This is a genomic window from Nocardia cyriacigeorgica, from assembly GCF_010868145.1.
Classification (GTDB): domain Bacteria; phylum Actinomycetota; class Actinomycetes; order Mycobacteriales; family Mycobacteriaceae; genus Nocardia; species Nocardia cyriacigeorgica_D.
Map to the genome: position 1 here is coordinate 14646 of NZ_JAAGUY010000023.1, position 21524 is coordinate 36169.

General features: G+C 66.9%; 22 protein-coding genes. 10 read left to right on the plus strand and 12 right to left on the minus strand.

Annotated elements, in window-relative coordinates; translation table 11 throughout:
- Window positions 1-118 precede the first annotated feature (118 nt).
- Genes GV792_RS22330 through GV792_RS22340 form a run of 3 tightly spaced genes read left to right on the plus strand, consistent with a single transcriptional unit; the run spans window position 119 to window position 2715 of the window.
- The gene (locus tag GV792_RS22330) at window positions 119-859 is read left to right on the plus strand and encodes a hypothetical protein (RefSeq protein WP_256670422.1); all 741 of its coding nucleotides are present in this window, start codon (window positions 119-121) and stop codon (window positions 857-859) included.
- A 49-nt stretch (window positions 860-908) separates the two neighbouring features.
- Complete coding sequence (locus tag GV792_RS22335; RefSeq protein ID WP_163826246.1) at window positions 909-1517, plus strand: TetR/AcrR family transcriptional regulator; 609 nt, start codon at window positions 909-911, stop codon at window positions 1515-1517.
- A 49-nt stretch (window positions 1518-1566) separates the two neighbouring features.
- On the plus strand, window positions 1567-2715 hold the full coding sequence (locus GV792_RS22340) for an acetyl-CoA C-acetyltransferase (protein ID WP_163826301.1): 1149 nt from the start codon (window positions 1567-1569) through the stop codon (window positions 2713-2715).
- A gap of 7 nt (window positions 2716-2722) precedes the next feature.
- On the opposite strand, the gene GV792_RS22345 is transcribed toward GV792_RS22340, so the two are convergent.
- The gene (locus GV792_RS22345; protein ID WP_163826247.1) at window positions 2723-3829 is read right to left on the minus strand and encodes an alkene reductase; all 1107 of its coding nucleotides are present in this window, start codon (window positions 3827-3829) and stop codon (window positions 2723-2725) included.
- 65 nt (window positions 3830-3894) lie between these two features.
- Here GV792_RS22345 and GV792_RS22350 point away from each other — a divergent pair, with 65 nt between their 5' ends.
- Window positions 3895-4281, plus strand: a complete 387-nt coding sequence (locus GV792_RS22350; protein WP_163826248.1) for a MerR family transcriptional regulator — start codon at window positions 3895-3897, stop codon at window positions 4279-4281.
- Window positions 4282-4308: 27 nt separating this feature from the next.
- Here the strand turns inward: GV792_RS22350 and GV792_RS22355 are convergent, their stop codons facing one another.
- The 5 genes from GV792_RS22355 to GV792_RS22375 form a co-directional block, all read right to left on the minus strand.
- Entirely contained in the window at window positions 4309-5364 is a 1056-nt protein-coding gene (locus tag GV792_RS22355) for a Gfo/Idh/MocA family protein (RefSeq protein WP_163826249.1), read from the minus strand.
- A gap of 135 nt (window positions 5365-5499) precedes the next feature.
- Complete coding sequence (locus GV792_RS22360; RefSeq protein ID WP_163826250.1) at window positions 5500-6591, minus strand: NAD(P)H-dependent flavin oxidoreductase; 1092 nt, start codon at window positions 6589-6591, stop codon at window positions 5500-5502.
- Window positions 6588-7400 carry a CoA-transferase subunit beta gene (locus GV792_RS22365; RefSeq protein ID WP_175583086.1) on the minus strand — a complete coding sequence of 271 codons (813 nt, stop codon included), beginning with the start codon at window positions 7398-7400 and terminating at the stop codon, window positions 6588-6590. Before GV792_RS22365 ends, GV792_RS22360 begins: the two co-directional genes overlap by 4 nt.
- Window positions 7397-8272 (minus strand): CoA transferase subunit A, encoded by an 876-nt coding sequence (locus tag GV792_RS22370; RefSeq protein WP_163826251.1) that lies wholly within the window; start codon window positions 8270-8272, stop codon window positions 7397-7399. Before GV792_RS22370 ends, GV792_RS22365 begins: the two co-directional genes overlap by 4 nt.
- A gap of 6 nt (window positions 8273-8278) precedes the next feature.
- On the minus strand, window positions 8279-9043 hold the full coding sequence (locus tag GV792_RS22375) for an enoyl-CoA hydratase family protein (RefSeq protein ID WP_163826303.1): 765 nt from the start codon (window positions 9041-9043) through the stop codon (window positions 8279-8281).
- 60 nt (window positions 9044-9103) lie between these two features.
- On the opposite strand from GV792_RS22375, the gene GV792_RS22380 reads away from it, so the two are divergent.
- The 5 genes from GV792_RS22380 (at window position 9104) to GV792_RS22400 (ending at window position 14276) form a co-directional block, all read left to right on the plus strand.
- Window positions 9104-9907, plus strand: a complete 804-nt coding sequence (locus GV792_RS22380; protein ID WP_163826252.1) for an SDR family oxidoreductase — start codon at window positions 9104-9106, stop codon at window positions 9905-9907.
- A gap of 83 nt (window positions 9908-9990) precedes the next feature.
- A complete protein-coding gene (locus tag GV792_RS22385) occupies window positions 9991-10902 on the plus strand; it encodes an SDR family oxidoreductase (RefSeq protein WP_163826253.1) in 912 nt (303 codons plus the stop codon).
- A gap of 546 nt (window positions 10903-11448) precedes the next feature.
- The gene (locus GV792_RS22390) at window positions 11449-12720 is read left to right on the plus strand and encodes a hypothetical protein (protein WP_163826254.1); all 1272 of its coding nucleotides are present in this window, start codon (window positions 11449-11451) and stop codon (window positions 12718-12720) included.
- 6 nt (window positions 12721-12726) lie between these two features.
- Entirely contained in the window at window positions 12727-13242 is a 516-nt protein-coding gene (locus tag GV792_RS22395; protein WP_036532694.1) for an ImmA/IrrE family metallo-endopeptidase, read from the plus strand.
- Complete coding sequence (locus GV792_RS22400) at window positions 13239-14276, plus strand: hypothetical protein (protein ID WP_163826255.1); 1038 nt, start codon at window positions 13239-13241, stop codon at window positions 14274-14276. The genes GV792_RS22395 and GV792_RS22400 overlap by 4 nt, the downstream gene beginning before the upstream one ends.
- A 166-nt stretch (window positions 14277-14442) precedes the next feature.
- Here GV792_RS22400 and GV792_RS22405 read toward each other — a convergent pair whose 3' ends face one another.
- Window positions 14443-14859 (minus strand): helix-turn-helix domain-containing protein, encoded by a 417-nt coding sequence (locus GV792_RS22405; protein WP_014348820.1) that lies wholly within the window; start codon window positions 14857-14859, stop codon window positions 14443-14445.
- Between the two features lie 362 nt (window positions 14860-15221).
- Entirely contained in the window at window positions 15222-16385 is a 1164-nt protein-coding gene (locus tag GV792_RS22410) for a steroid 3-ketoacyl-CoA thiolase (protein ID WP_163826256.1), read from the minus strand.
- A 187-nt stretch (window positions 16386-16572) separates the two neighbouring features.
- Here GV792_RS22410 and GV792_RS22415 point away from each other — a divergent pair, with 187 nt between their 5' ends.
- A complete protein-coding gene (locus tag GV792_RS22415; RefSeq protein ID WP_163826257.1) occupies window positions 16573-17844 on the plus strand; it encodes a cytochrome P450 in 1272 nt (423 codons plus the stop codon).
- Between the two features lie 116 nt (window positions 17845-17960).
- Here the strand turns inward: GV792_RS22415 and GV792_RS22420 are convergent, their stop codons facing one another.
- From GV792_RS22420 to GV792_RS22435, 4 genes are read right to left on the minus strand one after another with little or no spacing between them, the layout of a single operon-like run.
- Complete coding sequence (locus tag GV792_RS22420) at window positions 17961-18392, minus strand: nuclear transport factor 2 family protein (protein WP_175583085.1); 432 nt, start codon at window positions 18390-18392, stop codon at window positions 17961-17963.
- Between the two features lie 20 nt (window positions 18393-18412).
- Window positions 18413-19288, minus strand: coding sequence for a TIGR03619 family F420-dependent LLM class oxidoreductase (locus tag GV792_RS22425; protein WP_163826258.1), 876 nt, complete (start codon window positions 19286-19288; stop codon window positions 18413-18415).
- Entirely contained in the window at window positions 19285-20454 is a 1170-nt protein-coding gene (locus GV792_RS22430) for a thiolase domain-containing protein (protein WP_163826259.1), read from the minus strand. Before GV792_RS22430 ends, GV792_RS22425 begins: the two co-directional genes overlap by 4 nt.
- Window positions 20451-21518, minus strand: coding sequence for a thiolase domain-containing protein (locus GV792_RS22435; RefSeq protein WP_178124438.1), 1068 nt, complete (start codon window positions 21516-21518; stop codon window positions 20451-20453). Before GV792_RS22435 ends, GV792_RS22430 begins: the two co-directional genes overlap by 4 nt.
- Between the last annotated feature and the right edge of the window lie 6 nt (window positions 21519-21524).

Here is a 21524-nt window from a genome sequence, read left to right on the forward strand (position 1 = left end):
CGGACCGTGCGAAATCAGGCATTGCGTGGGAATGCTGGTGTGCTGGCCGAAAAGGGCGGGTCTTGCTCGGCCGGTTATGCGATGCTGGTTGGGGTCGGGATCGCACACCGGAGGGGCGATGGCTATGGGCCTTGACCGCCGATCTGCCCGAGAAAAGCCCACACGTGAGCAACTCGAACTCGAGTTGGTGCGTGACGTCGTGCTAGCCAGGCGTAGGCAGGAATCCCTGGTCCTGGCCGCATTGGCCTTCGGTGCGCAGCTGCTCGCCCACAAGCGCAAATCGACCGTGGCAGCGCGGGCGGGCCGCATTCTCGACTCCTACGCCGTCGACGAGAACGACATCGCCAGTGATCCCCGCGGTGCGCTGCGCGCCGATATGGCGCGGGAGCGGGCGCGTGCGCGTCGCATCGGGGTGGGCAGCGGTGGTGCGGGCGAGCGGCGCAGGACCGGGCAGATCGAACGGCTCTACGAGGTGCGCGCCGATCTGCTCGACGTGGTGCGCAGGTCACGCAAGTTCCGTTTCGACCGCGTCACCTTCTCCGATGAGATCGCTCAGGGTCTGTGCGCCGCCACCGACAAACTTGTCGTCGGCGCGGATATGGACACCTACCAGGCCTGGCAGCGTGGCATGGTGTTGAAACTGATCGAGGAGCCGACGCGGTACGGTCCGCCGCGGGTCATGGCGACCGTCGACGCCGGTCCCGGCCGCAAACCTCTGACGGTCGAATGGGACAGCTGTGAACGGCGATTGGCTCTGGTGATGCGCATGATGCGCGCCGGAATCTCGCCGATCGTCATCTGCGACCGGCTGCTGGCGGACTTGTCGATGTCGTCGCCGCTGCGGTACTCCGCGCGCTGAAAATCTCTACCCACTACCCCAAGCAAATGCTTGGTTGTATTATGGCCGGGTGACCGCACCAGACCCGTCCAAATCAGCCCGGCGCAACGAACTGCTCGGATTGGCGGCCAACCTGTTCGCAGAGCGGGGTCTGCGCGCCACCACCGTGCGCGATATCGCCGACGCGGCCGGAATCCTATCGGGCAGCCTGTACCACCATTTCGATTCCAAGGAATCGATGGTCGACGAAATCCTGCGCGGCTTCCTCGACGACCTGTTCGGCCGCTACCGAGAAATCGTCGAGTCCGGGCTGAGTTCCCGCGACACCCTCGAGGCGCTGGTACTGGCCTCATACGAATCGTTCGACCGCTCGCACGCCGCGGTCGCCATCTACCAGGCCGAGGCCAAACGCCTGCGCGGCGTCGAACGCTTCACCTACATCGACGAATACAACAAGGAGTTCCGCGCCCTCTGGCATCAGGTGCTCACCAACGGCGTCCGCGACGGCAGCTTCCGGGCCGAGCTCGATATCGAGCTTGCCTACCGGTTCCTGCGCGACACCGTCTGGGTCGCGGTGCGCTGGTACCAGCCGGGCGGTCCGGTCACCGTAGACAACCTGGCCAAGCAATATCTGACCATCGTGCTCGACGGGCTGACCGTGCCCGAGCACACCACGTAGGAGTCTGTTCATGTCAACACCTTCCGGTTCGCGCCGCCCCTACACCCCGCTGCGCGAGGCGTACGTGATCGACGCGGTGCGCACCCCCGTCGGCAAGCGCGGTGGTGCGCTGGCCGGCGTGCACCCGGCCGATCTCGGTGCCGCAGCCCTGCGTGGTCTGCTCGACCGCAACCCGATCGATCCCGGTGTGGTCGATGACGTCATCGTCGGCTGCGTCGACAACATCGGCCCGCAGGCAGGCAACATCGGCCGCACCGCCTGGCTGGTGGCCGGCTATCCGGAAGAAGTTCCCGGCGTCACGGTGGACCGGCAGTGCGGTTCCAGCCAGCAGGCCATCAACTTCGGCGCGCAGGCCATCATGAGCGGTACCGCCGAGGTGATCGTCGCCGGTGGTGTGCAGAACATGAGCGCCATCCCGATCTCGGCGGCCATGCTCGCGGGTAAGGAATACGGCTACGAATCGCCGTTCGTCGGAGCGCAGGGCTGGGATCACCGCTACGGCACCGGCGAGGTGTCGCAGTTCCACGGCGCGCAGCTGATCGCCGAGAAGTGGGGCATCAGCCGCGAGGACATGGAGCGCTGGGCGCTGCGCAGCCATGAGCGCGCCCGCCACGCGATCAAGGACGGCCGCTTCGATCGCGAGATCGTTCCGGTCGGCGATTTCTGGATCGATCAGGGCCCGCGCGAGACCAGCCTGGAGAAGATGGCCTCGCTGCCCGCGCTCGCCGAGGGCAGCCCGCTCACCGCGGCCGTCGCCTCGCAGATCTCCGACGGCGCCAGCGCGACCCTGCTCGCCTCCGAGTGGGCGGTGCAGGAGTACGGCCTCACCCCGCGTGCGCGCATCGTGCACGTCAGCGCCCGCGGCGCCGACCCGATCTTCATGCTCAGCGCGCCCATCCCGGCCACCAAGTGGGCGCTGGAGAAGGCCGGGCTGACCATCGACGATATCGATGTGGTCGAGATCAACGAGGCCTTCGCCCCTGTGGTGCTGGCTTGGCTGAAGGAGACCGGCGCGGATCCGGAGAAGGTGAACGTCAACGGCGGTGCCATCGCTCTCGGTCACCCGCTCGGCGCCACCGGCGCCAAGCTGTTCGCCACCCTGCTCAACGAGCTCGAGCGGATCAACGGCCGTTATGGCCTGCTCACCATCTGTGAGGGTGGCGGCACGGCCAACGTGACCATCATCGAGCGGATCTGACCGGCGCTCATACCGCCGCGGCCGCGAGTTCTGGATAGTCGGTGTAGCCGAGGTTGCTTCCGCCGTAGAAATAGGCGTCCCTGGTCTGGTTGATCGGTGCTCCGGAACGGAGGCGGTCCACCAGATCCGGGTTGGCGAGGAAGGATCGGCCCAGCGAGACCAGGTCCGCGCCGGCGGCGAGCAGCTCCTCGGCTCTGGCCTTGCCGCCATCGTCGGGCAGCGGTTCGCCCCAACCGAGGTACGGGTTGGCGATCAGTGTGCCCTGCCAGTGGGCGGCGATTTGCCCGAAGACGGGCGATGCCGGGTCGGCGAACACCACATGCAGGTAGGAAAGTCCCCGGCCGTTCAATGCCTCGACCAGCGCGGGATACAGCTCGGCGGTATCGCTTTCGGCGATTCCGTTGGCGGTGACCGCGGGTGCGATACGCACACCTACCCGCTCGGGGCCGATCGCGGCGGCGACGGCTTCGACGACTTCGACGGTGAACCGGATCCGGTTGTCGACCGACCCGCCGTAATCGTCGGTGCGCTGATTGGTGTTGTCGGACAGGAATTGATGCAGCAGAAAGCCGTTGGCGCTGTGCACTTCGACGCCGTCGAAGCCGGCCGCGACGGCGTTGCGAGCCGCCGCCGCGAAGTCGGCGACGGTCGCGTGAATTTCGTCGATTGTCATCTGACGGGGGACAACGGCATCCTTGGAGCCGTCGGCGGTGTATACCGTGCCGGGCAGCGGAATCGGCGACGGTGCAATCGGTGTCAGACCGGTGTTGTCCGGGTGCCCGATCCGGCCGCCGTGCTGCAATTGCAGATACATCCGCCCGCCCCGCGTACGCACGGCATCGGTGACCTGCCGCCAGCCCGCGATATGGCTGTCGGCGTAGATCGCCGGGATCCCGGCGAAGGTCTTGCCGACCAGGTTCGGCGTCGCGGCTTCGGCGACGATCAGTCCGGCACCGGCGCGCTGTGCGTAATAGGCGGCCATGAGTGCGTTCGGGGTGCCGTCGGCGTCGGCGCGCTGACGTGACATCGGGGCCATGATCAACCGATTCGGGAGCTGGAGCGTGCCCAGGGTGGCGGTGTCGAAAAGGTTGGTGGTTCGTGCTGCGTTCGTCATGCCGATACGGTAAAACTTCACATCAATGTGAGAATCAAGTCGGAATGTGAAAAGCGAGGTCGCGGATGCGAATCGGTGAACTGGCGAGGCGAACCGGTGTCAGTGAACGTTCGTTGCGCTACTACGAGGAGCAGGGTCTGCTGGTCTCCGGACGGACCCCGGGCGGCCACCGCGACTACCCAGGGATGGCGGTGGACCGGGTGATCCATGTTCAGGAGCTCTATGCCGCAGGGCTGTCCAGTAAGAAGATCGCCCAGATCCTGCCGTGTATGCGTGATGCCGATGGCCGAGCCAATGAACTCGCGACCCCGGACCTGGTCGCCGAACTCGAAATCGAGCGCGCCCGTATCGACCGCACCATCAACGATCTGCTGCGGTCTCGGGACGTACTCGATGATGTGATCGATAGGGCCGCCGAAGGTCTCGCCATCAGCACCGCGACTGCCGTCTGACCCGCGAGCGAGTTCGACCGAATCCGTTCAGGCGGATACGCTCGGCACGCGGACGGGCGCAGAGCCGCTAGCGAGCGATATCGCGCCGGCAATTCCGACCAGTGAGGCCGCGACCGCGGGGCGTACCGGAATCAGCGGCGCCGCACCGCGTTCGATGGACGCGCGAAATCCCTCCAGTACCGCGACGGTGCCCTCGGCCATCCGATCGATCGGTTCGCCGCTCACCTGGTAGTGGCGAGGTTCGCGAACCTCCTCCCGGGTCTGCCCGTCGGGCTGCGCCCAGCCTTCCGTGCGTACCCGTACCGACCAGGCGCTTTCGCCGGACGTGCGCATCGATTCGGCGAGCCCGTGGGCACCGCGCACCGATATCCAGCTCCAGTGGCTGTCGGTTTCGCCGGCGAGAAAGCCGTGGCGAGCCTGGGCAAGGGTGCCGTCGGAGAGGCGGATGACGAGCACCACGGCGGCCGGCCGGTCACGATCGGGGCCGACCGGGAAGGTGCTGACCTCGACCGGCCATGCGCCGGTGAGGTGCAGCAGCGGGGAAACGGTGTGCGTGCAATACGCGGTCGGCGCGATACGGCCACGCCAGTGCGCCGGGTCGCCGATGAGTCCGGCGGTGTCCTGCGGCGACAGGCTGTGCAGATAGTCGGCCTCGACCGAGACGACACCGCCGAGCTCGCCGGATTCCACCGACTCGCGCAACACTCGCGTATGCGGATGGAAGACATAGTTTTCGGCGAACGAGTAGGTCGCCGTCGACTGCTCGGCGGCGGCGATGAGTTTTCGCCCCTCCTCCTCGGAGCTGCAGGCTGCCGTTTCCGACAGCACATGTATCCCGCGGTCGAGGAACGCGATGGCCAACTCCGCATGCGCGTCGAAATCATTGGCGAGCACTACACCGTCCAGGTCCGCCACCAGCAGTTCGGCCCAATCCGCACTCGCCCGAGCCGAAGGGAATCGCTCGTGCGCGGCAGCCAGACGTTCGGAGTCACGGTCACAGATCGCGGTCACCTCCAACCCGATCCTCTCCGCCCACTCCGCCATGTACAGACCCCGCAGCAACCCCACAATTCCGATACGCATCCTTTCGGTATACGTGGGAAATCGGAGGCCTCGCAATCAGTTTTCGACACCACCTGCGGGAAGGTGCCCGGTCGAACGACGTCAGGCGGCCTCCCGTGAAGGGAGACCGCCTGACCGGTGACCGAGCAGACTCGGTTACTTCGACGCGCCGGGGATCGCCTGGGCGTCGTTGGTAAGCGCGGATATCTGGTCGATCCGCGCGACCGCATCGCGAATGATGCGGTCGATGAGTTCCTGACAGGTCGGCAGATCGTCGATGATGCCGGTGACCTGGCCTGCGGCGAGCACGCCCGCCTCGGTATTGCCCTCGACCAGACCCGCCTTCAGCAGCATCGGCGTGTTCGCGGCCATGATGACCTGCGACCAGGTGAGGTCCTTGGCCTTACGCATGGCCAGACCGTCGCGGACCATGGTGGACCACTTCATGCCGGTCATGCTCTTGAACTTGGCGGCATTGGCGACTGCGGCGGTCAGGCCGCGCCAGTTGCCCGAATGCTCCAGGCGCTGCACCAATTCGGTGTTCAGCACGCGGTGCGGCATGCCGTCGACCTTGAGCGAAACCACCGTGTCCTGGAGGTGGCGGTTCAGGTATTCCTGCTTCACCGCGTCGGGGACCTGGCTTTCCTGCGTCAGCAGGAATCGCGTACCCATCGCGATGCCCGCGGCGCCGTAGGCGAGTGCTGCGGCCAGGCCGCGGCCGTCGAAGAAACCACCTGCCGCGACCACGGGAATGTCGACCGCATCGAGCACGGACGGCAGGAGCAGCGTGGTGGCCACCGGACCGGTATGCCCGCCACCCTCGCCGCCCTGCACGATCACCGCATCCGCGCCCCAGGACGCCACCTTCACCGCATGCTTGGCCGCGCCGATCGACGGAACCACCACGACACCGGCGTCTTTCAGCTTCGCGATCAGATCCTGCTTTGGTGCAAGGGCGAAGGAAGCAACCTTGACCTTCTCCCGGATCAGCAGGTCGATGCGCTCACCTGCGTCGGACGCGTCGGCGCGGATGTTCACACCGAACGGCTTCGACGTATGCGATTTGGTTTTCGCGATGGCAGCTTCGAGTTCGTCGTAGGTCATGGTGGCCGAGGCCAGAATGCCGAGCCCGCCGGCCTCCGCGGTGGCCGCGACCAGCCGCGGGCCGGCGACCCAGCCCATACCGGTCTGCACGATCGGGTGCTCGATGCCGACCAGTTCGGTCAGCGGAGTCCGTAGCCGAGTCATGCCGTCACTTCCTTCTCGCGGAACCCCTTCGGGTCGAGAACGGTGCGAATGATCCGCAACTCTTCCTCGGTCGGCAGCCGGGTTTCGCCCGCCTCGCCCAGCTCGGCGATGTCGAACGAGGTGTTCTCGGCGACCTCGTCGGCGGTCACGCCGGGATGCAGCGACAGTGCGCGCATCGTGTGGCCGGGGCCGCCGAAGTCGAAGACGCCGAGGTTGCTCACCACGCGGTGCAGGTGATGGAACCGGTAGGCGGGATTCTCGGGATCGATCTTGTCGTAACCGATTCCGGAGACGACGTCGACGGTCTCGCAGAACACACGCTTGTTGTGCCGCGGCACGAAGTAGCTGGTCGCGTGGTTGATGGTGTTCCCCGGGGCGCCGCGCACGCCGAACATCTGGCGGGTCGGCTGCTGCAGCGGGCCGAAGGCCGACAGATTCTGATTGCCGTAGCGGTCCAGCTGATTCGCGCCCATGACGACGTGGCGGCGGCCGGAGGCGACCACATCGAACACCCTGGAGAACGGAATCCAGCCCTCGACGGGAGCCTTGCCGCCGATGGCCGGAACCTCGGCGAACAGCAGCGCCTCACCGTCGGAGAGCAGCAGATCCGGCTCGAAGGTCAGCCGCGCCAGCCGGGCGCCGATGGTGGTGACGGTGGACATCGGGCTGGCCATGATCTCGCCCGCGCCACGGAAGATCTCGGCCGCGGCGACGACACAGACCTCGGCACGTGTGATGGTTGCGGTGTCGCGCCCACCCGAGCCCCGGCCGCCGCCCCTCACGGAATCGCTCTGCGATGCTGTGGTCATTTCTGCTCCTCGGCGAAAGCGCGGACGGCGGCCTGGTATTCGTCCTCGGACACATCCAGGTAGCGCGCCGTGAACTCGGCCCACGATTCGGGCGTCTTGGCGGCCTCCACATAGTGGCGCTGGAACTTCTCATCGCGGCCGTAGCTGCCGGAGAAGGTGAAGTGCGCACCACCCGGCGCCTCGACCACACCGTCGACCATCATGCGGTTGAGGATGATCGACTGCTGCGGAACGGCCTTCACCAGTTCCTCGGTCTCGACCAGGCGGTCCACCGACAGATAGCGCCGCTCGGCCGACAGACAGTACAGGTCGTCGAAGTAGGGGTCGACGCCGGTGTAGGCGGCATTGCCGTGCTTATCGCCCAGATCCAGGTGCACGAACGCGGCATCCAGATTCAGGGCGGGCATGGCGATCAGGGTCTCGGTCTTGCCGTCGGTCGGGTACGGCGACTGAACCGTCTTCAGTTCGCCTTCCCAGAAATCCACCACTGCCGAACCCAAGCCTGCGCGGATGGGCAGGAACGGCAGACGGGCGGCGGCAGTCTGAAGGCCGCACTTGATCATGCCCTCGTCCATCTCGCGCACAGTGATCGCGCCCTCGGTCCGGGCCTTGGCGAACCACGGGTCGTAGAACGGAGCCGAGTCCAGCGACACGAATCCGTAGTACGCCTTGCGCACCTTGCCCGCCGAGCACAGCAGGCCCAGGTCGGGCCCGCCGTAGGTGACGACGGTCAGATCGGTGATGTCCGACCGCAGCAGTGCCCGGACCAGGGCCATCGGCTTGCGTCGCGAACCCCAGCCACCGAGGCCGATGGTCATTCCGCTCCGCAGTTCGCCGACGACCTCGTCGAGCGTCATTTGCTTGTCGCGCATGATTTCCTACTTCCCTTTCTTCTGCGCGGCCAGGTCGTCGTCGAAGCGCGCCCGGATCTCATCGGCCACACCGGCGAGGTTGAGCTCCATGGTGAAGCCCTGCTCATAGCGGTAGGAGCGATGCACGTCCTGCACGTCGATGCCGTTGAGTGCGCGTTTGGCGGCGCGGATGACGCGGCCGTCCTTGTTGGCGATGTTCTTGGCGACGTCCATGGCGGCGGCGTCGAGCTCGGCGCGCGGTACCACCTGGAGCACCGAGCCGTAGTGGTGCAGCTGCTGCGCGGTGAGGGTGCCCGCCGTGTAGAACATGGCCCGCATCAAGTGCTGGGGGATCAGCCGCGACAGGTGAGTGGCCGCCCCGAGCGCGCCGCGGTCGACCTCGGGCAGACCGAAGGTGGCGTCATCGGAGGCGACGACGATATCGGCATTGCCGACCAGGCCGATGCCGCCGCCGAGGCAGAAGCCGTTGACGGCGGCGATCACCGGGACCTGGCAGTCGTAGACGGCGGCGAACGCCTCGAAGCACCCGTGGTTGGCGCGAATCAGGGCGGTGTGCCCGGTGTCCTGATTCATCTCCTTGATATCCACGCCCGCGTTGAACCCGCGACCTTCTGCGCGCAGGACCACCACTTTGGTCTCCTGATCGCGGCCTGCCTCGCGCAGTGCGTCGGCGAGTGCGAACCAGCCGTCCGAGGGTATGGCGTTGACCGGCGGATAGTCGACCGTGATGACGGTGATGCCGGTTGATTCGGTGTGACGGTTGATCCCCATCGCAGTTCCCATCGTGAGCGAACCTTGGCTAAGCAAGCAATTGCTTGGTAGGTTAGCACGGTGGCACTCGAAATCGATCTGTCCGGACGCGTCGTTCTGGTAACCGGCGGTGTTCGCGGTGTGGGCGCCGGCGTGAGCCGGGCCCTGCTCGCCGCGGGCGCGACCGTGCTGGCCTGCGCACGCCGTCCTGGAGACGCCCCAGTGGAGTACGAGGGACGGCAGGCCGAATTCCTGCCCTGCGATGTCCGTGACGGCGATGCGGTGCGCGAGATGATCGACACCGTCGTCGCCAGGCACGGCCGCCTCGACCACCTGGTGAACAATGCGGGCGGCGCCCCGTTCGCCCTGGCCGCCGATGCCAGCAAGAACTTCCACGCCAAGATCGTCGAGCTGAATCTGCTCGCGCCGCTGCTCGTTTCCCAGATCGCCAATGCGGTGATGCAGGCGCAACCGGACGGCGGCTCCATCGTCAATATCTCCAGCGTCAGCGGCCACCGGGCCTCGCCGGGCACCGCCGCCTACGGTGCCGCCAAGGCCGGCGTCGACAGCCTCACCGCCTCGCTCGCTGTGGAGTGGGCGCCGAAGGTCCGGGTGAACTCGCTGGTGGTGGGCCCGGTGGAAACCGAACTCAGCCAGATGCACTATGGCGACGCCGATGGTGTGGCGGCGGTTGGCGCCACCATCCCGCTCGGTCGTCTGGCCCGCCCCGAAGACATCGGCCGCTGCGTGGCCTTCCTCGCGTCACCGCTGGCCGGCTACGTCAGTGGCGCGACCCTCGAGGTGCACGGCGGCGGTGAGCGCCCGGCCTTCCTTGACGCCGCTACCGCGAACGCGGCCACGCCGAATGGCGCGCCGAAGCCCTAGCCGATCAGACCTGGTCAGCGCCACCGGCCTATACCGGACCGGCCTGATCGCCCACAAACCGCTGCGAAGAGATTAGGAACACGATGGAAACCAGTGGGATCTGCGCCGGACGTACCGTGATCGTCACCGGCGCCGGCCGAGGCATCGGCCGCGCGCACGCGCTTGCGTTTGCCGCTGCGGGTGCGAAGGTGGTCGTCAACGACCTCGGCTCCGCGCTCAATGGCGCCGATACCGGCGAGACCCCGGCCGAACAGGTTGTCGCCGAGATCCGCGCGCTCGGCGGGGAGGCCGTCGCCAATGGTGACGACATCGCGGACTGGGAGGGCGCGCGCCGGCTCATCCGCCAGGCCGTCGACACCTTCGGCGGGCTGGATGTGCTGGTCAACAATGCCGGTTTCGTCCGCGATCGGATGCTGGTCAATCTGGCCGAGGACGAATGGGACGCCGTCGTTCGCGTGCACCTCAAGGGCCATTTTGCCACCATGCGTCACGCCATCGAATACTGGCGCGGTGAGTCCAAGGCTGGCCGCCCGGTCGATGCCCGCATCATCAACACCAGCTCCGGTGCCGGTCTGCAGGGCAGCGTCGGCCAGGGCAACTACGGCGCGGCCAAGGCAGGCATCGCCGGTCTCACCCTCACCGCGTCCGCGGAATTCGGCCGCTACGGCGTCACCGTCAACGCCATCGCCCCGGCCGCCCGCACCCGGATGACCGAAACCGTCTTCGCCGACGATATGGCCGCGCCCGAGGAGGGCTTCGACGCCATGGCCCCCGAGAACGTCTCCCCGCTGGTCGTCTGGCTCGGCAGCTCCGAGTCCGCCGGCGTGACCGGCCGCATGTTCGAGGTCGAAGGCGGAAAGGTCGCCGTCGCCGAGGGTTGGCGCCACGGCGTCCCCGTCGACCGCGGCGCCCGCTGGGATCCGGCCGAACTCGGTCCGGTCGTCGCCGACCTGCTCGCCAAGGCCAACCCGCCCGAGCCGGTCTACGGCGCGTAATCCAGCCGGAGCTGGACAGGCCCTGCGGCGGGGGACCGGCATTCCGGTCCGCCGCCGCAGGGCTGTTATGGCTGCCATCGGAAGATCCTGGGCGCCAACGTATTGCCGCCCGTAGTGATGGTCTCAGCGTGATGTCGCTCCCGGCGTATCGCTTCGTGCCCGGTGGTAGTGCCTCCGATGCCCGCCAGGTGGGGCGGGTGCAGTGTGCCGACGCGGCGGCCGTTCTGTGCCGGAGTCCGGAGCGTCTCGGCCGATGCTGTGACCGACTGCACACCGCGGGTTCGACCGGCGCGGAATCGACCTCGCCAGCAAACCGACCGTCAGGTCCCTCGTGCCCGGGTCCGCGCGGCGAGCCTCCGGCCTCGACGGACATGGTTTACGCCGTCCAGGCAATGGGAAGGGCCGGTCGACCGTCGCCCGTCTGCGGGCGGTACTCCTGCGCGGTCCGGAGCCCACGGTTTACTATGGGCAACCGTTGTTGAAGTCCGGGGTGTGCGTGTGGCCGGGCGAAGTTCTGCGCAGTCTCTATGAGGGGAAGGCCGTCGCATGGCCATTGGTCGCTTTACGCGTGTGCTCGCGGTAGCGGGGGCCGTCGGCTGCCTCGGGCTACTCGGCCCGGTAGCGGCAGAGGCCCAGCCGGGTGGTTCCGGGCAGGGCGGGGACAGCGCCCCGAATCCGGGCAACGGTGCCGTGCCGAACCCGGCGAACGCGGGCAACGGGCTGCTGCCGAACTCGGGCAGCGGCGCCGGCGCCAACCCGGAGGCGAACGCGGGCAACGCCCCTGGCGCGAACGCGGGGAATGGCGCCGCGCCGGATGCCGGCAACGGTGCGAACGCGACCAACGGAGCCGTCCCGGTCGATGACAAGGGCGAGGAATGGCAACCGCTGACCATCCCCGGTCGGCAATCGGTTGACGCGGGCATCGAACCGACAGACGTCGCCGGTCCAGGTACCGGCTCGGCCGGAGCTGGATCAGCCGCCGCGGGCTCCGCAGCTGCCGGCTCCGCCGCCGCGGGGTCGGCCGGACTCGGTGCTGGTCTCGCCGCCGGATCTTCCTCTCTCGGTACGATTCTCGGTTTCGGTTCGGTCGGGCTGGGTGCCGCGCTCGGCACTGGCTCGGCGGCAGTCGGATCCGCGGGCGTCGGTGCGCTCGGCACCGGCTCGGCGGCGGTGGGTTCAGCCGGAGTCGGAGCGCTCGCGACGGGTTCCGCGGCCCTTGGCACCGGTTCGGCAGCCCTCGGTACAGGTTCCGCCGCAGTCGGATCGGCGGGCGTCGGTGCGCTCGGCACCGGCTCGGCGGCGGTCGGTTCAGCCGGACTTGGCTCCGCGGGAATCGGTTCGGCCGCAACGGGTTCGGCAGCGGTGGGCTCGGCGGCCGTCGGCTCCGCGGCGGTCGGTTCGGCGTCTCCGCTGTTGTTGCTGCTGCTTCCCATCCCGCCGGTGCCTCCGGTACCCGCACTGCCGCCGCTTGCGATTCCGCCTGCTCCGGTGCCGGCGCCGCCGGTGATCGCGCCGGTGGCTCCGGCGATTCCGGCCGTGCCGGTCGTCGCACCTCCGGCCCCGGCCGCTCCCGCACCGCCCGCCGCAGCTCCGGCTCCCGCGTCACCGCCCGCGATGGCCGCGCCGTCGGACCCCGACGTGCGCAACACCAGCGCCGAGGACGGTCTGCCGGAGCCGAAGATGCTCACGGTGATCGGTGGTCTGATCGCGCTCACCCTGGCCGGAGCGGGTTCCGGTGCGGTCAGCTTCCAGAGTGCGTCGGCGGCGCAGGCGCGGATCGATGCCGCGCGCGCCGAATTCTTCGGAACGGGTGCGTGATCGGCGATGACACAGAGTAAGGCGCAGAGTGGTTCGCGGTCCTACCGCCGGGTTGCCGCGGCGGTGGACGCGGTGTGCGCGGTCGCGGCCGATTTCGACGCCACCACCCTCGATGAGGTGGTGCTCGCCATCGCCGCCGAACGCAAACGCATGATCGAGATCGCAGATGCCGACCTCGGCCCCGGTGTCTGCGGTCAGCGCCGCTTCTATCCGGACAAAGACGTGATCGTGCTGGCCACCGCGCTGCCGAGTCGCGAGCACACCCTCGCACATGAGCTGGGGCACATCGTGTTCGACCACGAGGGTGCGCCCGCACCGGAGGTGACGCTGGAAGCCAGCGACGATCTGATCGCCTACATGCTGAGCCAGCGCGCTCATCAGCAGATCGTCGACGACGGTGAGGACGAACAGGCCGAGTGGGAGGCCGAGACCTTCGCCGCGATGCTGATGACGCGGCTGCGCGTATTCAACAACCGGGGCGCGGGCGTCTCGGTCCTTCGATTCGATGAGGCTCTTGGATGACCTTCTGGTTGACGGCCATGCTGGTCTGGGTGGCAGCCGGTGCGCGGGTGGGGCGCGTGCTGGTCAAGCCCGCGACGACCGCCCGGGTTGCCATCGTGATCGCGGTGTCCGCGGTCGCGCTGGCCGCCACCGTTGCGATTCCCGATGTGGGACTTGCGGTCGACAACCTGCTACCGGACGGCCTGCGCTCCGGGATGCCCTCCGACGGTGTCGTTGTCGCGGCTTGGCTGCTGTTCACTACGGCCACTTCGGTGGTCGCCTCGGCCGCATGGCCGGTCGTATCGCGCCGTAACCTGCGCCAGATCGCGCTGGCGATCTACGCGGTCGGCGCCGTCGCAGCCGCGACGACGCTGGCGTGGACGCATGTTGTCGGCTGGGTGATCGCTGCGCTGGGTGGGCTGTTCATCGTCGTCACCGGTCTGCGCAATCTGGACTGGACCGCGCTCGGTCGCGGCATCGCGATCTATACCGCGGGCACTGCGCTGATGGTGGTGATGGCGGTGGTGGAGATCCGTCGCGCCGCCATCGATGCCCCACGTGCCGAACCCGGTGTGGCGGACTGGGGTTGGCCTGCGTGGCAGATCGCGAGCCTGTTGATCGCGTTCGGTGCGGTGTGGATCGTGATCGAGCTCTGGGTGCGTGCGCGGCTGCTGCTGCGGCGCATCGAGCTGCTGCATCGGGTGCTGGTGAAGCGTTTCCCGGAGGTCGTGGCACATGAGCAGGGCGGAACGTCCACGCAGTTGAAGGCTTCCGACCGGGTCGCGCAGATCATGGATGCGCTCTACCTGCAATCCGGTGGTGGTGTGGAGATCGTGTCGGCCGGCGATCCGCCGGCCTCGGTGACCCAGCGCGCCGATCGCGTCGCGCGGTGGGCGCGTCATCCGCTCGGCGATGTGGTGGTCGACGCTCGGTGGATCGCGCCGCCCGAGGGGGTGAGTCCGCGCGGTTGGGTCAATGCGATTGCGCAGGCCTTCGATACCGCCGCGCGCGAGCAGCAGAAGAGGAAGCCGGCAGCGGCCGAGGCGCAGCGCTGAACCCGGCGGGTCGATTCCGTCCTTCCGCTGCTCCGGCGCGGCTCACGCTCCGGGGCAGCGGTTTTCGGCCCACTACCGCACGCGTATTCGCTGTGGGGTGGCGCTGATCACACACCACAACACAGTGCGGCCCGTTGGGCCGCACTGTGTTGTGGTGTGCGAGAGTCTATTCGGTCCCGTCCGGAGGAACTTCGGGCAGACCTTCACTTGCCCGGAGTTTCTCCGCCATGGACGTCAGTAGATTCTGAGATTCTTCGGACAGATCGAATGCCCGGCTCGACAGCCGGCGTAGTCCGTAACCCTGCAGCTGCGACAGCAGTTCCAGATCATGGTCGATCTTGGCGGCGTAGATGTCGTTGAAGAAGTAGTCCGGCTTGACCTTGAAGAACTTCGCCAACGCGGCCACCGTCTCGTCCGACGGATTGGTCCGCTGCCCGGACCGCAACTGTGACAGGTACGGTTTGGAGATCGGATGCCCTGAGGCCGTCAGCGCAGCTGCGACCTCCGCGTTCGTGTGCGGCTTACGCCCCGGGGGATGCACGGTTTCGAACAGCTTGTTCAGCCGCGCCGCGAAATCAGCCATTGTGAGCCGCCCAATTCCCTTCGCTGTACTAACAGTCGTTATCTCGGATACGTATCATTGATATTAGCGGCTCAGTAACTGAAAACCTACGCCTGATTCCGAATTTCCTTGAAGCTTCCAGGTCGGTATCCAGTGCAGAGGCTCCGAGCGTGGCGTTTGCGGGTTCCACCAACGGCTCTTGTGGAGCCGTCCTGCCAGCAAGTTCTAGCCCGTCGCGGGGTTCTTCCCGGTCAGAGCGACGGTAGCCGCAAGTTAGCTGACACCTCATCTACTCATCTGTACCGAAGTTTGTGTGGCGTACGACACGTTTTGCCGCCCCCGAGATGAACGTTCAACTTACACCGGGGAATTGGTTGAAACGCCTACAACCGCTCGATGATCGTGCCTGTCGCGAGTGCGCCACCGGCACACATGAGCACCATTGCGATGCTGCGATCGGAGCGCTCCAGCTCGTGCAAAGCCGTTGTGATGAGGCGGGATCCGGTGGAGCCGACCGGATGGCCGAGCGCGATCGCGCCACCGTTGACGTTCACCCGGTCCATATCGGGCTTGTGTACCGACGCCCACGACAGCGGCACCGAGGCGAACGCCTCATTGATCTCGAACAGATCGATATCGCCGATGCTCATTCCGGAGCGCTCCAATAGGCGGGTGGTGGCCTGCACCGGGCCGTCGAGGTGGAATTCGGGTTCCGAACCGACCAGGCACTGGGTGACGATGCGCGCCCGCGGCGTCAAACCTTCGCGGCGCGCGGCCTTTTCGTCCATCAGCAGGACCGCGGCGGCGCCGTCGGAGATCTGCGAGGACGTACCGGCGGTGTGGATGCCACCCTCGAGCACCGGCTTCAGGCCGGCCAGGCTCTCGGTTGTGGTCTCCCGCAGGCCCTGGTCGCGGGTGACGTCCATCTTCTCGCCGGTGAGGTTGCCTTCCTTGTCGGCGACGGGAGCGGTCACGGTGAGCACCTCGCGGTCGAAGCGTCCCTCGGCCCAGGCCTGTGCGGCCAGCCGCTGCGAGCGCACGCCGAGTGCGTCCACGTCGTCACGGGTGATGCCGCGCCGCTTGGCGATTCGTTCGGCGGCCTCGAACTGGTTGGGCAGGTCGATATCCCACGACGCGGGCCTGCGCGGGCCCGCGTTCTCGCCGACGTTGGCGCCGAGCGGAACCCGGCTCATCGCCTCGACGCCACAAGCCATGCCGATCTCGATGGCATCGGTGGCGATGAGTCCGGCGATCAGATGGTTGGCCTGCTGGGCCGAGCCACACTGGGCGTCGATGGTGGTGCAGCCGACCTGCCAGGGGAGTCCCGCGTGCAGCCAGCCGACCCGGGTGACGTTGTTGGACTGCTCGCCGGCCTGAGTGACGCAGCCGCCGATGACCTGCTCGACGAGGGCGGGGTCAAGATGTGCGCGGTCGAGCAGGCCACGCTGGGCGACGCCGATGAGCTCGGACGCGTGCAGGCCGGACAGCCAGCCGCGGCGCTTGCCGATCGGGGTGCGGGCGGCTTCGACGATGACGGGTGTACCCATCTCCAACCTTTCCTCGTGGACAGAACTGGAACGTGTTCCTGACACTTGTCACAGGCGGATCTGTCCGGTTTCTTTCCTAGTTTTCCCGCCTGTGCTTCAATAATTGTAGAACGTGTTTCAGTTCCGTGGTCGAACGGATTCACTGGCCCGTGGGTTCGCGGTCGCGGTATCGCGAAGGAGGCAAGTGGTGGTAGCCCCTCGAACGGTTCGGCCCGATGTGCCGAACGGATTCGATGTCACCGATCCCGAAATCTATGCCCACCGTATTCCGGTCGAGGAGTTCGCCGAGCTACGCCGGGCCGCCCCGGTGTGGTGGAACCCGCAGCCACCGGAGGTCGGCGGGTTCCATGACGACGGGTTCTGGGTCGTCAGCAAGCACGCCGATGTCAAAGAGGTCTCGCGGCGCAGCGATGTGTTCTCCACCTACGAGAACACCGCGATTCCGCGATTCAACGATGACATCACCCGCGAGCAGATCGAGCTGCAGCGGTTCGTCCTGATCAACAAGGACGCTCCCGAGCACACCAAACTGCGCAAGATCATTTCTCGTGGCTTCACCCCGCGCGCGATCAATGGCTTGCGCGCCGAGCTCTCGGCACGCGCCGAGGCCATCGTGAAGGCGGCTGCCGAATCCGGTTCCGGCGACTTCGTCACCCAGATCGCGTGCGAACTTCCGTTGCAGGCCATCGCCGAACTCATCGGTGTCCCGCAGGAGGACCGCATGCGTGTCTTCCAGTGGTCGAACGATATGACCGGCTACGACGATCCCGATAACGACGCCGATCCGGTCGTGGCCTCGGCGGAAATTCTCGGCTACGCCTACCAGATGGCCGCTGAGCGCAAGAAGTGTCCGGCCGATGACATCGTGACCACGTTGATCGAGGCCGATATCGATGGCGACAAGCTCTCCGAGGAGGAGTTCGGATTCTTCGTCATCATGCTGGCGGTGGCGGGTAACGAGACCACTCGCAATGCCATCACCCACGGCATGATGGCGTTCCTGGAGCACCCCGACCAGTGGGAGCTGTTCAAGAAGGAACGCCCGGCCACCGCAGCCGATGAGATCATCCGCTGGGCCACTCCGGTGACCTCGTTCCAGCGCACCGCCCTGGAGGACGTCGAGCTGGGCGGTGTGCAGATCAAGAAGGGCCAGCGGGTGGTCATGCTGTACCGCTCGGCCAACTTCGATGAGGACGTTTTCGAGAATCCGGAGAAGTTCGACATCATGCGCGAGGACAATCAGCACCTGTCCTTCGGCGGCACCGGTGCGCATTTCTGTGTCGGGGCGAACCTGGCACGTCTCGAGGTCGATCTGATCTTCAATGCGATCGCCGATCACCTGCCCGATATCAGCAAGCTGGCCGATGCGAAGCGACTGCGGTCGGGTTGGCTCAACGGCATCAAGGAATTCCAGGTCGACTACAAGGCCTGTCCGGTCACCGGCCAGTCCGCCGACTGACAATCACTGTCCGTCGAACGAAACGACGATGCCCCTCGATCCGCGGATCGAGGGGCATCGTTGCGATTCGGCCAGGAGCGGCGCGGCAGCCGGCTCGGCCGACCGGTCGTTTCGGCTCAGCCGGCCTTTCGCGCCGTCGCCATGGCCCGATCGACCTCCCAGTACGCACGCAACGCGGCGATCTTGCCCGCCGCGTCGACCCGATAGGTGAACACGCCCTCGGCATCGATCACGTGTCCGCCGACCGTGCTGCGGATCAACCCGGTGAAGGCGACTTCCGAACCGCAGGCAAACGAATCGCCGAACAAGAACTCGATCGACTCGGTGGCCGCGATCGCCTTGTCCCAGAACGCCGAGATGGCGTCGCGACCACGGTGGCCGAGGCCCTCCGGATCGAATCCCGAGGGCCCGATCGGATCTTCGACGATGCCATCGGCCGCGAACAGATCCAGCCAGGCCTCTTTATCGCGGGCCCGAACGGCTGCCTGGGAGGCCATACCCGCGGCGCGCGCCGGGTGGTCGGTGATAGGGGAGGAGTCGACGGTCATAGCTGCCCTTCTGGTCGGCCTCAGATGATCGGATCGTCGATATTCGCCGCCGCGAACTTGCGCAGCGACTCCTGTTTGGCGGCCAGTTCGCCATCGAACCCGATGCCATCCATCACCCACGGGACCACGATCGCGTCGGTGACACCGGCGCCGGCCAGATCCTGATAACCGGATCGGCCGAACTTATCGATACAGACCGCCTGGATTTCGAACGGCTTATCGGCGCGGCCGTACTCCGCGCGCAACCGTCCAAGTGTGTCAATGGTTTCGCGGAGCTGGTCGAACTTCATCATGGCCGAGGTCCAGCCGTCGCCGACCCGCGCCGCCCGGCGCAGGGCCGCGTCGGTGTGGCCGCCGATGTAGAACGGCACCGGTTCGGTCGGTGCCGGGCTCATCTGCAACGGCTCGAAATCGAAGAACTCGCCGTGGTATTCGACCATCCCACCGGCAAGCACCAGTTTGATGACATCGATCATCTCGTCGACCCGGGCGCCGCGGCGCGCGAAGGGCACGCCGCACCACTCGAACTCCTCCGGCGCCCAACCGATACCGACGCCGAACCCGAATCGGTTTCCCGACAAATTCGCCACTGAGCCGACCTGGCGGGCCAGCAGCAGCGGATTGCGGGAGCCGAGCTTCAGAACATTCGTGTAGAAGCGCAGCCGAGTGGTCACCGCGGCCATGGCGGTCGCGGCTATCAGCGGATCGACCCATGGGGTGTCCGGGCCCCAGAAACGGCTGCCGTCGGGCGTATAGGGGTACTTCGCCGCCGCCGATTTCATGTAGAACAGCGAATCGGGCAGCGCGATCGAGGAGAAGCCGCATTCCTCCGCAGTGCGAGCCAGCTCGGGCAGTTGCTCGAGCGGGCTCAGTGCGATCCCGAGGGTGAATTTCATGCCGGACGCTCCGAGCCGACCACCCACATCGAGAAGTACTGCGACCCACCGCCGTAGGCGTGGCCAAGTGCCTTGCGGGCATTGTCCACCTGGCAGGCGCCTGCTCGGCCCATCACCTGCTTGGCGGCCTCGGCGAAACGGATCATGCCGGAGGCGCCGATCGGATTGGACGACAGCACGCCACCCGACGGATTCACCGGCAGTGTTCCGCCGATCTCGGTTTCACCCTTATCGGTGAGCTTCCAGCCGTCACCCGGCGCGGCGAAGCCCAGGTTCTCCAGCCACATCGGCTCGAACCAGGAGAACGGGACATAGATCTCGGCGGCGTCGATCTCGCTGAGCGGATCGGTGATGCCTGCCTGCTTCCACAGTGCGGCGGCGGCGTCGCGACCGGCTTGCGGATTGACCTGATCACGTCCGGCGAAGGTGGTCGGCTCGGTCCGCATCGCGGTGGCATGTACCCACGCGACCTTCCTACCCGCCGCTTCCACCGCCGCGGCCGACTTCTCGCCACCGATCACGACCGCGCACGCGCCGTCGGACGAGGGGCAGGTTTCGTCGAAGCGGATCGGATCCCACAGCATCTGCGAGGCCAGCACCGATTCCATGGTGATATCGGGCTGCTTCAGATGTGCGTACGGGTTCTTGGCGCCATTACGTCGGTCCTTGGCTGCCACCATCGCGCCGATATGACCCGGTGCATTGGAACGGCGTATGTAGGACCGAACATGAGGTGCGAAGTAGCCACCCGCGCCCGCGCCCACCGGCATGGTGAACGGCACCGGAATCGACAACGCCCACATGGCATTCGACTCCGACTGCTTCTCCCACGCCACCGCGAGCACCCGCTCGTGCACGCCACCCTGCACCAGGTTGGCGGCGACGACACCGGTCGAGCCACCCACCGAACCGGCGGTGTGCACGCGCAGCAGCGGTTTACCCGGCGCGCCGAGCGCATCGGCGAGATACAGCTCGGGCATCATCACGCCCTCGAACATGTCCGGCGCCTTGCCGATGACGATCGCGTCGATATCGGCCATGGTCAGGTCGGCGTCGGCCAGCGCGCGATCGATGGCTTCGCGGACCATGCCCGCCATCGAAACTTCGCTGCGTTTCGTCACGTGATGCGTTTGTCCGGTGCCGAGCACCGCAGCCGGGAAACTCATCGGCCAGCCTCCGAATCCAGAACGGTCACAAGGTTTTGTTGCAGCGCGGGTCCGCTGGTGGCGTGCGCCAGCGCGCGCTCGGCGGTGCCTGCCATGATTTCCTTCGCCGCGAAACCGATGCGCTCGAGCCCGGCCGCGAACATGGGGTTGCCTGCCAGCGCGCCACCGGAGGGATTGATCCGGGTGCGCTTGTCGAGACCGATCGCCTCGGCGAGGATCAACTCCTGATGGCTGAACGGAGCGTGCAGCTCGGCGATATCGAATGCGCTGGTGTCGCCGCCGGTCACCGCATGCGCGGCGGCCTGCGTCGACGGGGAGGCGGTCAGATCACGCCCGCCGAGGACCGAGGAGTCGATCCGGTGCGACATACCGGTGATCCAGGCCGGACGTTCGCACAGTTCGCGGGCCCGGTCACCCACCGCGAGCACGATCGCCGCCGCGCCGTCGGTAATGGGTGCGATGTCGTGCTCACGCAACGGATCGGCCACATAGGGTCCGGCAAGCAGCTCGTCGATGGCGGTTCCGTCGCTGCGATGTGCCCGCGAGACCGCGGCCATATCGCGCTCGCTCCAGCGGCCCGAATCCAAGCCTGCCCTGGCCTGCAAGCCCGCGATGGACAGCGAATCCGGCCACAGCGGCGTCACCAGATACGGATCCAGCTGCATCGACAGGATCTGGCGCAGCGTGCCGGCGGAGGACTTGCCGAAGCCGTAGACCAGCGCGGTACGGGCCTGGCCGGAACGCAGCTTCACCCACGCCTCGTACAGCGCCCAGGCCGCGTCCATCTCGACGTGCGATTCGTTGATCGGCGGAACCGCGCCGATCGTGTCGACCGCCGAAATGAACGAGAAGGCGCGTCCGGCAAGGTAATCGGAGGAGCCGGAGCACCAGAAGTCGATATCGGACTTGGTGATGCCGAGCTGGTCGTAGAGCTGCTGAAAGCACGGTTGCAGCATTTCCACGCCGTTGGTGGTGCCGAAGGTCTCCCGCACATGGGGCGCGTGCGCGAAGCCGACGACGGCGATGTCGGTGGCGTTATCGGTCGAACGCTCGGTGATGGTCACTCGGGA

What these genes read in the sequence shown, in the direction of transcription:
- GV792_RS22330 (WP_256670422.1), top strand. Translation starts at nt 119, where the DNA reads ATGGCTATGGGCCTTGACCGCCGATCTGCCCGAGAAAAGCCCACACGT.
- GV792_RS22420 (WP_175583085.1), bottom strand. Translation starts at nt 18,392, where the DNA reads ATGACCGTCGACTCCTCCCCTATCACCGACCACCCGGCGCGCGCCGCG.
- GV792_RS22400 (WP_163826255.1), top strand. Translation starts at nt 13,239, where the DNA reads ATGACCTTCTGGTTGACGGCCATGCTGGTCTGGGTGGCAGCCGGTGCG.
- GV792_RS22365 (WP_175583086.1), bottom strand. Translation starts at nt 7,400, where the DNA reads ATGACCACAGCATCGCAGAGCGATTCCGTGAGGGGCGGCGGCCGGGGC.
- GV792_RS22375 (WP_163826303.1), bottom strand. Translation starts at nt 9,043, where the DNA reads ATGGGGATCAACCGTCACACCGAATCAACCGGCATCACCGTCATCACG.
- GV792_RS22430 (WP_163826259.1), bottom strand. Translation starts at nt 20,454, where the DNA reads ATGAGTTTCCCGGCTGCGGTGCTCGGCACCGGACAAACGCATCACGTG.
- GV792_RS22405 (WP_014348820.1), bottom strand. Translation starts at nt 14,859, where the DNA reads ATGGCTGATTTCGCGGCGCGGCTGAACAAGCTGTTCGAAACCGTGCAT.
- GV792_RS22410 (WP_163826256.1), bottom strand. Translation starts at nt 16,385, where the DNA reads ATGGGTACACCCGTCATCGTCGAAGCCGCCCGCACCCCGATCGGCAAG.
- GV792_RS22360 (WP_163826250.1), bottom strand. Translation starts at nt 6,591, where the DNA reads ATGACTCGGCTACGGACTCCGCTGACCGAACTGGTCGGCATCGAGCAC.
- GV792_RS22345 (WP_163826247.1), bottom strand. Translation starts at nt 3,829, where the DNA reads ATGACGAACGCAGCACGAACCACCAACCTTTTCGACACCGCCACCCTG.
- GV792_RS22355 (WP_163826249.1), bottom strand. Translation starts at nt 5,364, where the DNA reads ATGCGTATCGGAATTGTGGGGTTGCTGCGGGGTCTGTACATGGCGGAG.
- GV792_RS22385 (WP_163826253.1), top strand. Translation starts at nt 9,991, where the DNA reads ATGGAAACCAGTGGGATCTGCGCCGGACGTACCGTGATCGTCACCGGC.
- GV792_RS22370 (WP_163826251.1), bottom strand. Translation starts at nt 8,272, where the DNA reads ATGCGCGACAAGCAAATGACGCTCGACGAGGTCGTCGGCGAACTGCGG.
- GV792_RS22390 (WP_163826254.1), top strand. Translation starts at nt 11,449, where the DNA reads ATGGCCATTGGTCGCTTTACGCGTGTGCTCGCGGTAGCGGGGGCCGTC.
- GV792_RS22425 (WP_163826258.1), bottom strand. Translation starts at nt 19,288, where the DNA reads ATGAAATTCACCCTCGGGATCGCACTGAGCCCGCTCGAGCAACTGCCC.
- GV792_RS22350 (WP_163826248.1), top strand. Translation starts at nt 3,895, where the DNA reads ATGCGAATCGGTGAACTGGCGAGGCGAACCGGTGTCAGTGAACGTTCG.
- GV792_RS22395 (WP_036532694.1), top strand. Translation starts at nt 12,727, where the DNA reads ATGACACAGAGTAAGGCGCAGAGTGGTTCGCGGTCCTACCGCCGGGTT.